Origin of the sequence: Nocardia anaemiae NBRC 100462 (assembly GCF_001612725.1) — a bacterium.
GTDB classification, from domain to species: Bacteria; Actinomycetota; Actinomycetes; order Mycobacteriales; family Mycobacteriaceae; genus Nocardia; species Nocardia anaemiae.
Genome location: NZ_BDAZ01000017.1, coordinates 187,294 through 202,447, shown reverse-complemented (window position 1 = coordinate 202,447; position 15,154 = coordinate 187,294). Strand labels below are relative to the sequence as shown.

Here is a 15,154-nt window from a genome sequence, read left to right as displayed (position 1 = left end):
TCTACGTGGCGCACATCGCGATCAGCGCATGGATCGGAGGCGGTCACCTCGGACTGCCAGGCCAGTAGCGCGTCCTTGCCGGGCGGGCGTTTTGGCCAGCGACCGCACGGAGGAATGACCGGACAACGCCATCAGCATCGGTGTGGACGCGCCGTCCTCCGCGGCAAACAGGGGCTTCTGCAGGAGAGCATAGGGTTGATGCCGTGGGGGCCGGACGGCAAGATGCGCCAGCGGATGGGGTTCCACTCATTGCGGCACCTGTACGGCTCGCTGCTGGCCGCAGGAGCCTACAGCTTGGCGATGTGACACGGCGGATGCGTCTCAAGAACAACACCACCACCCTGGACGTCTACACGCACCTGGTCGACGGACAGCAGGCGGAGGCGTTGATGCTGGGAGAGGCGTTGGCGCGGGGTTGAGGGAATACCGTCGTGCCCGGCTCGGCTTGCATGTGGTGGGTGAATCGTAGACAAATCGTAGACAGCGGCGGGATACCCCGAAGATATGCAGGTCAACGGTGGGATAGGCTTTGACGGTCATGAAGTCGGCTTTTGCGGGTTCGGTCCATGGGGCGCCCCAGACGGTCTACCTCGATCATGCGGCGACCACTCCGATGGTGCCTGCCGCGATCGAGGCGATGACGGCCGCGCTCGCAATGACGGGAAATGCCTCGTCGCTGCACGGTTCCGGACGTGCGGCCCGGCGGATGCTGGAGGAGGCTCGCGAGTCGATCGCCGCCGATCTGGGCGCCAGGCCATCGGAGGTGATCTTCACCTCGGGTGGGACCGAGAGCGACAATCTGGCGATCAAGGGCATCTACTGGGCCCGTCGCGATGCCGAACCGCGCCGCACCAGGATTATCACGGGTTCGACCGAACATCACGCCGTCATCGATGCCGTCGAATGGTTGGAGCAGCACGAGGGCGCGCAGGTGACCTGGCTGCCGGTCGACCCCGACGGCGTGGTGTCGCCGCGGGTGCTGCGGGCGGCGCTGGCCGAACATGTCGACGAGGTCGCGCTGGTGAGCATCATGTGGGCCAATAACGAGGTCGGCACCATTGCACCGATCGTCGAATTGGCCGCGGTGGCCCAAGAATTCGGTGTGCCCATGCACAGTGACGCGATCCAGGCCGCCGCGCAGCTGCCGATCGATTTCGCGGCGAGTGGGCTTTCGGCGGCGAGTTTCGCCGGGCACAAGGTCGGCGGCCCGCATGGTGTCGGCGTGCTGCTGCTCGGCAGGCAGGTGCCATGTGTGCCGCTGATGCACGGTGGCGGGCACGAGCGCGATCTGCGTTCCGGTACTTCGGATACCGCCGCGGCCGTTGGCCTCGCCGCCGCACTGAACTACGCCGCAGCCGAGTTGCCCTCGCGCACAAAGGAATTGACCGCGCTACGGGACGAATTGATCAAGGGTATCCGTGATACCGTTCCGGATGCGGTGCTGAGCGGGCCGGAGGGTGAGCGACGCTTGCCGGGCAATGTGCACTTCACTTTCCCCGGCTGCGAAGGGGATTCGCTGCTGATGCTGCTGGACGCGGCCGGGATCGAATGCTCTACCGGGTCGGCCTGCAATGCGGGTGTGGCCACCCCGAGTCATGTGCTGATCGCCATGGGCGTGCAGCCGTGGCAGGCACGCGGATCATTGCGATTTTCGTTGGGGCACAGCTCGACTCGCGCCGATGTGGACGCGGTGCTGAATGTTTTGCCCCAGATTGTGGAAAGGGCCATGGCCGCGGGTCTGGCCGGTGCGAAGGGAGGTGTCTGATGCGGGTACTCGCCGCGATGAGTGGTGGTGTGGATTCGGCCGTGGCGGCGGCACGTGCCGTCGACGCTGGTCATGAGGTTGTCGGTGTACATCTGGCGCTGTCGGCGACACCGGGCACCTTGCGCACCGGTTCACGCGGGTGCTGCTCGAAGGAGGATGCGGGCGACGCCCGGCGAGCGGCCGACGTGCTCGGAATCCCCTTCTATGTCTGGGATTTCGCGGACCGCTTCAAGGAAGACGTGATCGACGATTTCGTCGCCGCCTACGCCGCGGGTGAAACGCCGAACCCCTGCCTGCGCTGCAATGAGAAGATCAAGTTCTCCGCCCTCGCCGATCGCGCGGTGGCCCTCGGCTTCGATGCCGTGGTCACCGGCCATTACGCGCGGCTCGAGGACGGTGTGCTGCGCCGCGCCGTCGATGCCGACAAGGACCAGTCCTATGTGCTCGCGGTGCTGACCGCGCAGCAGCTGTCGCGGGCCATGTTCCCGGTGGGCGACACCCCGAAGCCGCAGATTCGCGCCGAGGCCGCCGAGCGTGGGCTCGCGGTGGCGAATAAGCCCGACAGTCATGACATCTGCTTCATCCCTTCCGGCGATACCCGGGCCTTCCTCGGCGCGAAGATCGGCATCCGGCCCGGTGCGGTGGTCGATGCCGATGGGCAGGTGCTCGCGAATCATGAAGGCGTGCACGGTTTCACGATCGGCCAGCGCAAGGGGCTCGGACTGCCGGGTCCGGCCGCCGACGGTAAGCCGCGCTATGTCACCGAGATCGATCCCGACTCGGGCACGGTGCGCGTCGGCTCGGCCGAGGACCTGCAGGTCTGGACCGTCCAAGCCGAGCGCGCCATCTGGACTTCCGGCGCGGCGCCCGAAGGCCCGATCGAATGCGTGGCGCAGGTGCGCGCGCACGGTGGTACCGCACCGGCCGTGGCCGAGGCGGTCGGTGACGGGCTGATCGTGCGACTGCGCGAGCCGCTGACCGGTGTGGCCCGCGGCCAGGCCGTTGTGCTGTATCGCCCGGACGCGTTGGGAGATCAGGTGATCGGCAGCGGCACCATCACCGGCACATTGCGCGAAGCGTCGGATTCTGTGAGTAGCGCGGGCGCGAGCACACGGCAGTGAGTGCCGCCGACATCGGGCCCGTGCGGATTCCGGGCGGCATCGCGACCGCCGTCGGTTCCTGGCCCGGGACGGATCCGCGGGAGGCCGCGGCCACCATCATCGGTGAGTTGCCGGGTCTGCCGCATCTGGTCGAATTGCCGGGGCGCGGTGTGGGTTCGGACATGATCGGCCGCGTATCGGCACTGCTGGTGGATATGCGGTTCGACACCACTACCCGGGGTTATCGGTTGGCGGCTCGGCCCGGTGCGGTCTCGCGGCGTGCGCGCGATCTGCTGAGGTCGGATCTGGACGCGCTCGAAGAGGCCTGGGCGAGCGCGGGTTCGGCGGGCACGGTCAAACTGCAGGCCACCGGCCCGCTGAGCCTTGCGGCCGGACTCGAACTTCCCGTCGGACACCGAGTGCTCACCGATTCCGGTGCGGTGCGCGATATTTCGGAATCCCTCGCCGAAGGTCTTGCCCAACATGTGGACGAGGTGCGCAAACGCCTCGGCGCGGAAGTCGTTTTGCAACTGGATGAACCGTCGCTGACCGATGTGCTCGACGGGTCTCTGCGCGGGGTCAGTCTGCTCGACACGGTGCGCGCGGTTCCCGAACCGGAGGCACTGGCGGTATTGGACGCGGTCATCACCGCTCAGGCTGTCCCGGTCCTGGTCCACACCTGCGCCGACGCGCACGCCGTGTCCTTCCTCCGCCAGAGCGCGGCCGCCGCCATCGGCTTCGACATGGCCACCATCACCACCCGCGCACTCGACGATATCGGCGAAACCCTGGACGCGGGAAAGCAATTGGTCCTCGGCCTGGTTCCGACGACACCGCCCGACAAACCGACCTGGCGCGATATCGCCGAACCCGGTGTCCGCCTCATCGACCGCCTCGGCCTGCGTCGCACCGTGCTGGCCACCCAGATCCTGGTAGCTCCCGCCTGCGGCCTGGCCGGTGCCCCACTCGAATGGGCCCGCCAAGCCCTCCGTCTGTCCACCGAAGTAGCACGCGCCTACGCCGAAGACCCGGAATCGCTCGACTTCTCCTGACGCTCGGACGGTGCCGTTGCCCGGATATCCGTCGCGACGTGCGGGAATGTGGCGATGACTTGTCGGTGGGCTCGACTAATGTGCGATGGGTGAGTGACAGCGACATTGCGGCGGACCCGGCTACGGCGGAGCAGCGGGTGGAGTGGCAGCGGCTTGCGGACGAGGTTCGGGAGCACCAGTTCCGGTATTACGTGCGGGACGCGCCCATCATCTCCGACGGTGAGTTCGACAAGCTGCTGCGGCAATTGCAGGCGCTCGAGGACGCGCATCCAGATCTGCGCACGCCCGACTCGCCGACGCAGCTGGTCGGCGGCGGATTCGCGACGGATTTCACCGCGGTGGACCACCTCGAGCGAATGCTGTCACTGGACAATGTCTTCGACTTCGACGAGCTGCGCACCTGGGCGAGCCGGGTCGAGGCCGAGACCGGGTCGAATCTGCACTATCTGTGCGAGGTGAAGATCGACGGTGTCGCGCTGAACCTGGTCTATGAGAAGGGACGGCTGGTGCGCGGCGCGACCCGCGGCGACGGACGCACCGGTGAGGACGTCACGCTCAACGCGCGCACCATCGACGACATTCCGACCGAGCTGACCGCGACCGCGGAGTTCCCGGTCCCGGAGCTGCTCGAGGTGCGCGGCGAGGTCTACTTCCGGCTGGAGGATTTCGAGACCCTCAATGCGGCGATCGTGGCCGAGGGCAAACCGCCGTATGCGAATCCGCGCAATACCGCGGCGGGTTCGCTGCGCCAGAAGGATCCGGCGGTCACCGCGCGGCGTCGGCTGCGGATGATCTGCCACGGCTTCGGACGCATCGAGGGCTATACCCCGACCTCACAGCACGAGGCCTACCGCGCGCTCGCCGCATGGGGTCTGCCGGTCTCCGAGCACACCGTGCTGGTGCAGGGCATCGATGCGGTGATCGAGCGCGTCAATTATTGGGGCGAGCATCGGCACGATATCGAGCACGAAATCGACGGCCAGGTGATCAAGGTCGACGAGATGTCGCTGCAGCGCAGGCTCGGCTCGACCTCGCGTGCCCCGCGCTGGGCGATCGCGTACAAGTACCCGCCCGAAGAGGCCACGACCAAGCTGCTGAATATCGAGGTGAATGTCGGGCGCACCGGCCGGGTCACCCCGTTCGCGGTTATGGAGCCGGTCTCCATCGCTGGCTCCACGGTCGCCATGGCCACTTTGCACAATGCCTCCGAGGTGAAGCGCAAGGGCGTGCTCATCGGCGATACCGTCACCATTCGCAAGGCCGGTGACGTGATTCCCGAGGTGCTCGGCCCGGTGGTCGACGCACGCACCGGCGACGAGCGCGAATTCGTCATGCCGACGCACTGTCCGGAATGCGGCACCGAACTGGCGCCGCAGAAGGAGGGGGACGCCGATATCCGCTGTCCCAACCAGCAGTTCTGCCCGGCGCAGCTGCGCGAGCGGGTATTCCATATGGCAGGTCGCGGTGCCTTCGATATCGAATCGCTCGGCTACGAGGCCGCCAATGATCTGCTGAAGTCGGGCGTGATCACCGACGAGGGCGATTTGTTCGACCTCGACGAGGCGCGGCTGCTCACCACCACGCTGTTCGCCAATAAGAACGGTGGCCTGTCCGCGAACGGCAAGCGACTGCTGGACAACTTGCAGACCGCCAAGAATCGTCCGCTGTGGCGGGTACTGGTCGCATTGTCCATCCGGCACGTCGGTCCGACCGCGGCGCGGGTGCTGGCCAGGGAATTCGGCAGTCTCGATCGGATCCAGGATGCCTCGGCCGAGGAACTCGCTGCCGCCGACGGTGTCGGGCCGACCATTGCCGCCGCGGTCGCCGAATGGTTCACCGTCGATTGGCATCGCGCGATCGTCGACAAGTGGCGCGCCGCGGGCGTGCGGATGGCCGATGAACGTGACGAATCCATCGAGCGCACGCTCGAGGGGCTATCGATCGTGGTGACCGGTTCGCTGGAAGGGTTCTCCCGCGACGGCGCCAAGGAGGCGATCCTGGTGCGTGGTGGTAAGGCCGCGGGTTCGGTCTCGAAGAAGACCGCGTTCGTGGTGATCGGTGATTCGCCGGGATCCAAGGCTGCCAAGGCGGAGGAACTCGGTGTGCCGATCCTGGATGAGGACGGATTCCGCAAGCTGCTCGAGCAGGGTCCGGCGGCGGTCACGCCGGAGACGGCCGCGGAGGATGCCGAAGCCGAGGAGTAGATATGCCGTCGGCGAACTCCTTGACCTGAACCTGACTTCAGGTATGACGATCGACTGGTAGGTAACTATCAGGAGATTCGTTATGACTCACCGCTCAACCGCTCTGATCACCGGTGCTTCGGCGGGATTCGGTCTGGCTCTTGCGCGTTCGCTCATCGACCGTGGCTGGCGGGTGATCGGCACCGCCCGCCGCGCGGACCGGCTCGCCCGGGTGGCGGCCGAGCTGGGCGCGGCATTTCTCGCGGTGCCGGGCGATATCACCGATCCGGCGCATCGCGCCGAATTGGCCGAGGTCGCAGGCGAGTTCGGCCACCTCGATCTGCTCGTGAACAACGCGAGCAGGCTCGGGCCGAGTCCGATGCCGCGACTGGCGAACTATCCGCTCGATCAGCTCGAGCTGGTGTATCGGACCAATGTCATCGCACCGCTCGCGGTTGTGCAGTTCGCGCTGCCGCTGCTCGATCCCGATGGTGTCGCGGTGAATATCAGCTCCGATGCGGGCGTCGAACCGTATCCGGAGTGGGGCGGCTATGGCTCCGCCAAGGCGGCCCTGGATCAGCTCACCGCCATCTTGGCGGCCGAACATCCGGAGCTGTCGATCTACGCCTTCGATCCCGGCGATATGCGCACCGAAATGCATCAGGCGGCATTTCCCGGCGACGATATCTCCGATCGTCCCGAGCCCGAGACCGTCGTGCCCGCGCTGCTGCGGTTGATCGAGCAGCGCCCCAGGAGCGGTCGTTATACCGCCGCCGATTTCGCCGCGGGGGTCGGCAGATGACAACAGCGTTGAATGAATGGGCCGATGTCCTGCCGCCCGAGCGCAATGCCGCCGCTCCGCCGGAGGCTCGTGGACTGGCCCGCGACGAGGTCCGAATGCTGGTGGCCGCGGATCGCCTCACCCACAACATATTTCGCGAACTGCCGCAGCAGCTGAATGCGGGTGACCTTGTGGTGGTGAACAATTCGGCGACCTTGGCCGCGGCGGTCGACGGCACCCTCGACGAACTGCCGGTCACGCTGCATCTGTCCACCTGGCTCAATGCGGCCGTCGACGGGGCGAGCGGGCCACCGGACACCTTCGGCGGTTGCGACGGACTGTGGGTGGTGGAGGTGCGCACCCGCGAACGCACGCCGTATCCGCGTGATCTTCACCCGGGCAGCGAGATTCGGCTTCCGGAAGGGGCCGTCGCCACCCTGCGTGAACCCTGGCTACCGGATGCGCGCCGACTCTGGATCGCCGAACTCAGTGCCGATCCCACCTGGCTGCTCCGGACCCACGGCTATCCGATCACCTATTCGTACGTGCCACAACGCTGGTCGCCGTCGTACTACACGACCGTCTTCGGCCGTATCCCCGGCAGCGCCGAAATGCCCAGTGCCGCACGCCCGTTCACGCAACGGCTGGTGCTCGATCTGGTGACCTCGGGCATCGCGATCGCGCCGATCACCCTGCACACCGGGGTCTCCTCACCCGAGGCGGGTGAACCCCCGAGCCAGGAGCGGTTCGCGGTACCGGCGGCGACCGCACGTCTGGTGAACGACACCAGGGCGGCGGGCGGACGCATCATCGCGGTCGGCACCACGGTGACGCGAGCGTTGGAAACCACCGCCGACCACCACGGAATCGTGCACCCGGCCCGAGGGTGGACCGAACTCGTCCTCGGACCGCGACGTCCCGCTCGGGTGGTCGACGGCATCATTACCGGCTGGCACGCACCCGGTGCGTCGCATCTGGATCTACTCGTCGCGGTTGCGGGCGAGGCCACCGTCCATCAGGCGTATGCCACCGCACTCGACACCGGATATCTCTGGCACGAGTTCGGCGACAGCGCGCTGCTGTTCGGTCCCGACGCTAGGAGGGGGTGATGCTCACCGTGGAGTCGAGCTGGCCGCCGACCTCGACCCGACCGCACTGACCGTTGCTGAGATCGAGGTGGGCGTTCCTGGTCTTGGTCCGGCTCTTCTGGATGGTGGTGTCGACGATGACCTGGACCTTGCCCACCGAGCACACCTTCACGAGCGCGGGCTTGCCATCGAAGCTGTAGGTGCCCCCACTCTGGCAGGTGTTGGTCTCGTCGTGGAAGAAGATCCGGGCGGTGCCGTCCGGACAGGGCGCTTCGGCGGCGGCCTGCGGCGGCCCGAGCACGACCAGCGGGCCGAGTGCGAGCGCGGCCGCGACGGAGCTGCGGGCCACTAGACGACTAATCGTCAGTTCCATCGTTGAATCCCTCATCAATACATTTCCGGCAGATGCCAGCGGATAGCCGCGGCGCCTGCATGATAACGCGTGACGTGCGCATTTGTCCGGCCGAAGCCGCCCGAGCACCGTCCGTCCAGGCCATGAGACGGGTGCGGTGTCGCGGTCCGGCGGGCGAACCGACAGGATGGCGGGATGCTGCGCAGTTTTCAGGTGACCAATCACAGATCGCTGGCCGAACGGCAGGACTTGCGTTTGAGCCGGGGGAGCGGACCGGTCGCGGTGCCGGTGACGGCGGTGCACGGTGCGAGCGCCGCGGGCAAGACGAGCCTGATCGATGCGCTGGGGCATATGCGCGATGCGGTGCTGAATTCGGTGACCGGCTGGGATCCCTATGCCGGACCGGTGCGCGCACCGCATCGCGGATTCCCCGATCGCCCTTCGGAATTCGTGGCGAGCTTCCTCGCCGAGGGTGTGCCGTACACCTATGGGTTCCGGCTGGACAACGCGGATGTGACAGCCGAGTGGCTCTACACGCATCCACGTTCGCGCAAACGAATTGTCTTCGAGCGCAATGGCGAACAAATCAAGATCGGCCCGATGTTCGAGGCCGCACGCTATGGCATTGCCGCATTGTTGCCGCTGGTGCGGCCGAATGCCTTGCTGCTCAGTCTCGCCGGGCAGATGTATGCCGAGGCGCTGGTGCCCGCATATCGATGGTTCTCCGCGATGCTCGAAGTACAGCGCGGTGCCGCGGATGCGACGGCAGTCGCGCATCGGCTCGGCAGTCATCTGTCCGCGGCCCCGGACCACGCGGTACGACTGCTCATGCTGCTGCGCACCGCCGAGCTCGGCATTACCGATCTGCTGATCGCCGAGCCGGACCCGATGTACGCGGACTATCTGCGCGAACTCGACGCCGATATCGCGGGGACGGCCGAACAGGTGGAGTTGTGTGCGACCTCGCCCGCGCATGCTGATCAGTTGCTGCGGGAGAACGGCATCACCGAGGTCATGCTCGAGCGCGAGCTGAGCAATCTGAAGGCCGCCCGCGATGCCCTCTACACCCGGATGGTCGAGCGTCGCGGTGTCGGCCTGGGACTTGTGCACGCGGGCATCGACTCCGCCTTCGATATCACCGACGAATCCACGGCCACCGTCTCGATGCTGCGCTTGCTGCCGACCATGCTCGACGCACTGGACTCCGGCCGGGTACTCGCGATCGACGATATCGGCGCACACCTGCCGGTAGAGGAGACCGACCGCCTGATCCAGCTGTTCCAGAATCCGGAGACCAATTCCCGTGGCGCACAACTGATCTTCACCACGAACAACCGGTCGCTGATCGATCGGGCGAACGGGCGCTCACAGCGCACCCGCACGGCCGTCTGGCAGATCCGCCGCACCGAGCACGGCACCAGTGAACTCGCCGGGCTGTAGTTCAGCATGAGGGTCAGCGGTGGCTCCCGGTTTGTGCTGGCATCGGTTGCCGCCGTGCCAAGCAGCACCGCAATATGCCTGCCCGGAGCAATAGCATGGGTGCCATGGTGGAGTTCGGGATGCTGGTGATCATGGTCGGCGCACTGGTGGCGATGGTCATGCTCCACCTGCGTGGGCGCAACGGTGTCCGGCTGTCGAATCCGGAGACGGGGACGCTGTATGTCACCGGGGTGAGCCCGCGGCCCGACGCGACCGGTGAGCAGTACGTGACCATCACCGGCAATCTGACCGGCCCGTCGGTGCCCGGCACCGTGGTGTACGGCCGCTTGGTCTGGGACGTGCACAACTGGCCTGCCATCGGAGATCTCATCCCGGTCGTCTACCCGTCCGGCAAGCCGGAACGCTGGCAGATCTCGCATCCCGGCGCGCGTCCGGGGCTCGGCTCCTGACCGACCGGTTGCGCCAGCTCGGACGGTGGGAGGATGCGGGTATGGATGTGCAGGACTCCCAGGTCGTCATTCGCGACGCTCACCCGGACGAATACGACGCCGTCGGCGACCTGACGGTCGAGGTCTATGTCGGCGAGGGCTATGTGCGTCCCGGTAGCCCGTATGTCACCGAACTCGCCGATATCGCCCATCGCGCCGGTGCGGCGCAGGTGCTGGTCGCGGTGCACGAGGATCGGGTGGTGGGTTCGCTGGCGGTGGCTCGGCCCGGAACGCCGTATGCCGAGATCGCCCGGCCGGGTGAGTTGGAGTTCCGGATGCTCGCCGTCTCGAAGTCGGCGCGCGGGCTCGGTGCGGGAACGGCGTTGGTGCGCACCGTCATCGAGACCGCACGCGCGGAATCCTTTGCCGCCGTGGTACTTACCACGATGCCCGCCATGGTCGACGCGCGACGGATCTATGACCGATTCGGTTTCGTCCCTGCGCCGGAACGGGATTGGAAGACCGACCATGGCGAGTGGCTGTCGGTGCTACGGCTGGATCTCGCAGCCTGAATCTCCGACAGCACCGACCTGCATCCAACGAGCGGGGATCGGCGCGGCGGTCGAAAATCCGGGCGTTCTCAGCCCAATACGGTCGCCACGATCCCCGCGAGGTAACCGAGCCGTGCCACCTCGGACGGGCGGAAGTCGGGTCCGCCTGGCCTGCCGAGAAGCAACACCTTGCCGGTATTTCCGAGCGGCGCGGCCGCTAGCTTGGTGTCCATATCGCGCCAGATCTGCGGCACCCAATCGCCCTCGGGATCCAGGACGGCGGGCTTCTCCAACGGCATCCACGGCGCCGAACCCGCCTGCGTCTGCGGCGCACTCTGGCTGCCGACCAGGCGATAGGCCCCCTGCGGACCCATATCGATAATGGTGCTCCAGCCGACGCGCAGCACGCGCGGTACTCCGTCGACGAGCACCTGCAGCCGATCGTCGCGCGCACTGGCGACCTGATCGATCAGCTCGAGTTCGCGATGGGTATCCAGCACACCGGAATACGGGCGGATGGAGTCCACGTGCACATCGCCGATCGATTCGGCGGCGGTGATCAGGGTGTCCGGTAGCGCACCCTGCGGAACCTCGACAACGAGATCGTCGACCGCGAATCCCGCACCCCGCTCGACCACGTCGAGGGAGAGGATGTCCGCGCCGACGGAGCCCAGTGCGAGCGCGAGCGCACCGAGGCTTCCCGGTCGATCCGGAAGTTGCACGCGGAGCAGGTAAGACACGCGCGTTCCTTTCCTTGGCGGCCGAGGCTCTGAAACGAATACCCGGGTCACGCAATACTTACACCCACAAGTCCCGGTTATCGACTCGAAGTGCGGCCAGTGACGGATGCCACAGCGCGAATTCGCGCGGAAGCGGCGTGTCACGCTAGCCGGAGGGGTGTGTCGTTGCATGCGCGGCTCCTGTGAAAGTTGTGGAGTGGGGAGTCGCTAGGCTGTTCGGTGGCCGTTCACCAAGCTCAACCATGCCGAAAGGGGTCCGCGGTGCCCGCCATCTCCCGCGACGAGGTCGCACACCTCGCCCGGCTGTCCAGGCTCGCCCTGTCCGAAGCCGAACTGGATCAGTTCGCCGGTCAGTTGGATTCGATCCTGAGTCACGTGCGGACCATCTCCGAGGTCGCCGCCGCCGATGTCCCGGCGACCGCGTCGCCGAATCCGGCGACCAATGTGACGCGTCCGGATCAGGTCATCCCGTGCCTCACCCCGGAGGAGGCGCTCTCGGGTGCCCCGGCGGTCGAGGACCAGCGGTTCCTGGTTCCGCAGATTCTGGGAGAGGGCGAATGACTGATTTGACCGCGCTGTCGGCCGCCGAACTTGCGGCGAAGATCCACGGCCGCGAGGTGACCTCGGTGGAGGTCACCCAGGCGCATCTGGATCGGATCGCCGCCGTCGACGGTGAGTACCACGCCTTCCTGCATGTGGCCGGGAACGAGGCGCTCGCCGCGGCCGCCGCGGTGGACGCAGCGCTCGCCGCGGGCGATGCACCCGCATCGCCGCTGGCCGGAGTTCCGTTGGCGCTCAAGGATGTTTTCACGACCACGGATATGCCGACCACATGCGCCTCGAAGATTCTCGAGGGCTGGGTCGCGCCGTACGACGCGACGCTGACCTCCCGGTTGCGCGCCGCGGGCATCCCGATCCTCGGCAAGACGAACATGGACGAGTTCGCGATGGGCTCCTCCACCGAGAACTCGGCATTCGGTCCGACCCGGAATCCGTGGGATACCACCAGGATTCCGGGTGGTTCGGGCGGTGGTTCGGCGGCCGCGCTGGCTTCACATCAGGCGCCGCTGGCGATCGGCACCGATACCGGCGGCTCGATTCGGCAGCCCGCCGCGGTGACCGCGACCGTCGGCACCAAGCCGACCTACGGCACCGTGTCGCGGTTCGGTCTGGTCGCGTGCGCGTCATCGCTGGATCAGGGCGGTCCGTGCGGTCGCACCGTGCTCGATACCGCCCTGCTGCACGAGGTGGTCGCCGGATACGACCCGCGCGATTCCACCTCCCGCAATGTGCCGGTGCCGCCGGTGGTCGCCGCCGCACGCGAGGGCGCCACCGGCGATCTGCGCGGCGTGAAAGTCGGTGTGGTGAAGGAACTGCACTCCGACAGCTACCAGCCGGGCGTCATCGCATCCTTCGACGCGGCGGTCGGTGTGCTGAAGGATTTGGGCGCCGAGGTCGTCGAAGTGTCTTGTCCGCACTTCGAATACGCGCTCGCCTCCTACTACCTGATCCTGCCGAGCGAGGTGTCCTCGAACCTGGCGCGCTTCGACGCCATGCGCTACGGACTGCGCGTCGACGACGACGGCAACCACAGCGCCGAGCAGGTCATGGCCGCGACCCGGGCCGCCGGATTCGGCCCGGAAGTCAAGCGCCGCATCATGATCGGCACCTACGCGCTGTCGGCCGGGTACTACGACGCCTACTACGGTCAGGCGCTCAAGGTGCGCACGCTGATCGCCCGCGACTTCGACAAGGCCTACGAGCAGGTCGACGTGCTGGTCTCCCCGACCAGCCCGTTCACCCCGTGGAAGCTGGGTGAGAAGGTCGACGATCCGCTCGCGATGTACCTCTCCGACCTGTGCACGCTGCCCACGAATCTGGCGGGGCATCCGGCGATGTCGGTGCCGTCCGGATTGAGCAAGGACGACGGGATGCCGGTGGGTCTGCAGATCATGGCTCCCGCGCTTGCCGATGATCGGCTGTATCGGGTCGGTGCGGCGTACGAGGCCGCGCGCGGGCCGATCGCCTGAGAAGTGTTGGTCTGAGCGCGCATTCCCGTCTCGATCCCGACGGGAATGCGCGCTCCGGACATCCCTATGCGGGCCAGACGAATTCCGGATCGCTGAGGTAGTCCTGGCGGCGTTGGTCCAATGCCATCGCGACCATGTGGTGTGCACCGGGTCCGATTACCTTGCGTACCGGTGGGTTCGCCATATTCACCAGCGCGATCAATTCCGCGGCGGCGACTTCCGGCGCCGCTTCCACCCATTCCGTTGTTTCGGTGTCCGGTGTGGGCTCGGCGTGGGCGGCCGCATCGGTCACCGGCGGTGTGGCGGTCGGATCCGGGTAGTCCGGCATGCCAAGGATGCCGGTACGCAGTTCTTTGTACGCGGGGAGCGCCGTCGCGAACTTCATGCTCGACTTCGCCCAATCGGTGTCGAACCCGCCGAGCTGTGCCAGCGTGACGTGAATTCCGAAGGGCCGCAGCTCATCCGCGAGTGATGCGCCGAAACCTTCCAGCGCCCATTTACTCGCGTTGTACATGCTGAACAGCGGCAGACTGCCGACCGCGCCGACGGTCGAGATCTGCACGATATGTCCCGAGCCCTGTTCGCGCAGATGCGGCACCGCGGCCTGCGAAACCCACAGTGCGCCATAGAAATTGGTATCCATCTGGGCGCGGATCTCGGCTTCGGTCAGTTCCTCGACCGCACCGACCAAACCGTATCCGGCGTTGTTCACGATCACCTCGATACTGCCCGCGAGCGCGAATGCCTCGTCCACCGTGGCGATCGCGCGGTCGCGGTCGCGAACATCCAAGGGCAGCACCGTCAATCGGTCGTCGTCGATATCGGCCATCGATCGTGGGTCGCGGGCGGTCGCGACAACGCGGTCGCCGCTGGCGAGGGCGGCGAGTGTGAACGCCCGTCCCAGCCCGCGGTTCGCGCCGGTGATGAACCAGGTTCTGGTCATTGTCGATCCCTTCGTCGCGAGACGCTCCGTCTCGTTCGACGACCATGTCAGTCGCAACCCGTGTTGTCAAGACGAGACGTTTCGTCTCGTAATTGGTAGAGTCGCGTATGGTCGAAACTCCCAGCACAGCCAGGCGCAGCGAGCGCGCCCGAGCTGCGATTCTCGGCGCCGCCACCGAACTGATCCGTGAGCTGCCCTACCCGAAGTTGAGCGTCGAGGCCATCGCATCCCGTGCCGGAGTCGGCAAGCAGACGATCTACCGGTGGTGGCCGTCGAAGGGCGCCGTCGTCTTCGACGCGATGCTCGAACTCTATTCGGGCCCGGATGGTCTCGTCCTTCCCGATACCGGTGACGTCCGCGCGGACCTGCGTGAACTGCTCCGGGGTGCGATCGCCGAGCTCACCGATCCGAGCTTCGAGGCCTTCCTGCGCGCGATGTACATCGAGATCCAACAGGATCGCGAACTCGCCACCGCCTACCGCGAGCGACTCCTGCTGCCACAGCGTGCCGCCATCGCCGAACGCCTCGCTGCTGCCGTCCGAGCCGGACAACTGCGCTCCGATATCGATTCGGACTTCGCCATCGATCTACTCCTCGGGCCGATCCAAACCCGGTGGTCCCTCGGCCTTCCCGGGCTGACCGATTCCTATGCCGACGCCACCCTCGAAGCCGCGCTGGACCACCTCGCGCCCTGACCTGGT

General features: G+C 66.7%; 15 protein-coding genes. 12 read left to right on the top strand and 3 right to left on the bottom strand.

The annotated features are described in order from the left end of the window. The first annotated feature begins 538 nt into the window (after positions 1-538). The 6 genes from NA5_RS11850 to NA5_RS11825 all read left to right on the top strand — a co-directional run bounded on the left by NA5_RS11850 (position 539) and on the right by NA5_RS11825 (position 7,990). The gene (locus NA5_RS11850) at positions 539-1,765 is read left to right on the top strand and encodes a cysteine desulfurase family protein (RefSeq protein WP_062984948.1); all 1,227 of its coding nucleotides are present in this window, start codon (positions 539-541) and stop codon (positions 1,763-1,765) included. After that, complete coding sequence (gene mnmA, locus NA5_RS11845) at positions 1,765-2,886, top strand: tRNA 2-thiouridine(34) synthase MnmA (protein WP_062984947.1); 1,122 nt, start codon at positions 1,765-1,767, stop codon at positions 2,884-2,886. Before NA5_RS11850 ends, mnmA begins: the two co-directional genes overlap by 1 nt. Further along, positions 2,883-3,917 carry a methionine synthase gene (locus NA5_RS11840; protein ID WP_245672194.1) on the top strand — a complete coding sequence of 345 codons (1,035 nt, stop codon included), beginning with the start codon at positions 2,883-2,885 and terminating at the stop codon, positions 3,915-3,917. Before mnmA ends, NA5_RS11840 begins: the two co-directional genes overlap by 4 nt. Positions 3,918-4,006: 89 nt before the next feature. Then, positions 4,007-6,121, top strand: a complete 2,115-nt coding sequence (gene ligA / locus NA5_RS11835) for an NAD-dependent DNA ligase LigA (RefSeq protein ID WP_062984946.1) — start codon at positions 4,007-4,009, stop codon at positions 6,119-6,121. 82 nt (positions 6,122-6,203) lie between these two features. Then, positions 6,204-6,902 (top strand): SDR family oxidoreductase, encoded by a 699-nt coding sequence (locus NA5_RS11830; RefSeq protein ID WP_062984945.1) that lies wholly within the window; start codon positions 6,204-6,206, stop codon positions 6,900-6,902. After that, the gene (locus NA5_RS11825) at positions 6,899-7,990 is read left to right on the top strand and encodes an S-adenosylmethionine:tRNA ribosyltransferase-isomerase (protein WP_062984944.1); all 1,092 of its coding nucleotides are present in this window, start codon (positions 6,899-6,901) and stop codon (positions 7,988-7,990) included. The genes NA5_RS11830 and NA5_RS11825 overlap by 4 nt, the downstream gene beginning before the upstream one ends. On the opposite strand, the gene NA5_RS11820 is transcribed toward NA5_RS11825, so the two are convergent. After that, entirely contained in the window at positions 7,977-8,342 is a 366-nt protein-coding gene (locus tag NA5_RS11820; protein WP_157110346.1) for a hypothetical protein, read from the bottom strand. The two genes, NA5_RS11825 and NA5_RS11820, sit on opposite strands and share 14 nt — an antisense overlap. Positions 8,343-8,516: 174 nt before the next feature. Between NA5_RS11820 and NA5_RS11815 the strand changes: the two genes are divergently transcribed. The 3 genes from NA5_RS11815 (at position 8,517) to NA5_RS11805 (ending at position 10,761) form a co-directional block, all read left to right on the top strand. Next, positions 8,517-9,761, top strand: a complete 1,245-nt coding sequence (locus NA5_RS11815) for an AAA family ATPase (RefSeq protein WP_062984936.1) — start codon at positions 8,517-8,519, stop codon at positions 9,759-9,761. A 104-nt stretch (positions 9,762-9,865) separates the two neighbouring features. Further along, complete coding sequence (locus NA5_RS11810; protein ID WP_062985235.1) at positions 9,866-10,210, top strand: hypothetical protein; 345 nt, start codon at positions 9,866-9,868, stop codon at positions 10,208-10,210. A gap of 41 nt (positions 10,211-10,251) precedes the next feature. Beyond that, positions 10,252-10,761 (top strand): GNAT family N-acetyltransferase, encoded by a 510-nt coding sequence (locus tag NA5_RS11805; RefSeq protein WP_062984934.1) that lies wholly within the window; start codon positions 10,252-10,254, stop codon positions 10,759-10,761. Between the two features lie 68 nt (positions 10,762-10,829). Here NA5_RS11805 and NA5_RS11800 read toward each other — a convergent pair whose 3' ends face one another. Next, positions 10,830-11,480: an ACT domain-containing protein gene (locus NA5_RS11800; RefSeq protein WP_062984932.1), complete on the bottom strand. Its 651-nt coding sequence runs from the start codon at positions 11,478-11,480 to the stop codon at positions 10,830-10,832. 261 nt (positions 11,481-11,741) lie between these two features. On the opposite strand from NA5_RS11800, the gene gatC reads away from it, so the two are divergent. Further along, the gene (gatC, locus tag NA5_RS11795; RefSeq protein WP_062984930.1) at positions 11,742-12,041 is read left to right on the top strand and encodes an Asp-tRNA(Asn)/Glu-tRNA(Gln) amidotransferase subunit GatC; all 300 of its coding nucleotides are present in this window, start codon (positions 11,742-11,744) and stop codon (positions 12,039-12,041) included. Continuing rightward, a complete protein-coding gene (gene gatA / locus NA5_RS11790) occupies positions 12,038-13,510 on the top strand; it encodes an Asp-tRNA(Asn)/Glu-tRNA(Gln) amidotransferase subunit GatA (RefSeq protein WP_062984928.1) in 1,473 nt (490 codons plus the stop codon). Before gatC ends, gatA begins: the two co-directional genes overlap by 4 nt. A gap of 64 nt (positions 13,511-13,574) precedes the next feature. Here the strand turns inward: gatA and NA5_RS11785 are convergent, their stop codons facing one another. After that, positions 13,575-14,453: an SDR family NAD(P)-dependent oxidoreductase gene (locus NA5_RS11785; RefSeq protein WP_062984926.1), complete on the bottom strand. Its 879-nt coding sequence runs from the start codon at positions 14,451-14,453 to the stop codon at positions 13,575-13,577. 107 nt (positions 14,454-14,560) lie between these two features. On the opposite strand from NA5_RS11785, the gene NA5_RS11780 reads away from it, so the two are divergent. Continuing rightward, positions 14,561-15,148 carry a TetR/AcrR family transcriptional regulator gene (locus NA5_RS11780; RefSeq protein ID WP_062984924.1) on the top strand — a complete coding sequence of 196 codons (588 nt, stop codon included), beginning with the start codon at positions 14,561-14,563 and terminating at the stop codon, positions 15,146-15,148. The last annotated feature ends 6 nt before the right edge of the window (positions 15,149-15,154 follow it).

What these genes read in the sequence shown, in the direction of transcription:
- NA5_RS11850 (WP_062984948.1), top strand. Translation starts at nt 539, where the DNA reads ATGAAGTCGGCTTTTGCGGGTTCGGTCCATGGGGCGCCCCAGACGGTC.
- mnmA (WP_062984947.1), top strand. Translation starts at nt 1,765, where the DNA reads ATGCGGGTACTCGCCGCGATGAGTGGTGGTGTGGATTCGGCCGTGGCG.
- NA5_RS11830 (WP_062984945.1), top strand. Translation starts at nt 6,204, where the DNA reads ATGACTCACCGCTCAACCGCTCTGATCACCGGTGCTTCGGCGGGATTC.
- NA5_RS11825 (WP_062984944.1), top strand. Translation starts at nt 6,899, where the DNA reads ATGACAACAGCGTTGAATGAATGGGCCGATGTCCTGCCGCCCGAGCGC.
- NA5_RS11820 (WP_157110346.1), bottom strand. Translation starts at nt 8,342, where the DNA reads ATGGAACTGACGATTAGTCGTCTAGTGGCCCGCAGCTCCGTCGCGGCC.
- NA5_RS11815 (WP_062984936.1), top strand. Translation starts at nt 8,517, where the DNA reads ATGCTGCGCAGTTTTCAGGTGACCAATCACAGATCGCTGGCCGAACGG.
- NA5_RS11810 (WP_062985235.1), top strand. Translation starts at nt 9,866, where the DNA reads ATGGTGGAGTTCGGGATGCTGGTGATCATGGTCGGCGCACTGGTGGCG.
- NA5_RS11805 (WP_062984934.1), top strand. Translation starts at nt 10,252, where the DNA reads ATGGATGTGCAGGACTCCCAGGTCGTCATTCGCGACGCTCACCCGGAC.
- gatA (WP_062984928.1), top strand. Translation starts at nt 12,038, where the DNA reads ATGACTGATTTGACCGCGCTGTCGGCCGCCGAACTTGCGGCGAAGATC.
- NA5_RS11785 (WP_062984926.1), bottom strand. Translation starts at nt 14,453, where the DNA reads ATGACCAGAACCTGGTTCATCACCGGCGCGAACCGCGGGCTGGGACGG.
- NA5_RS11780 (WP_062984924.1), top strand. Translation starts at nt 14,561, where the DNA reads ATGGTCGAAACTCCCAGCACAGCCAGGCGCAGCGAGCGCGCCCGAGCT.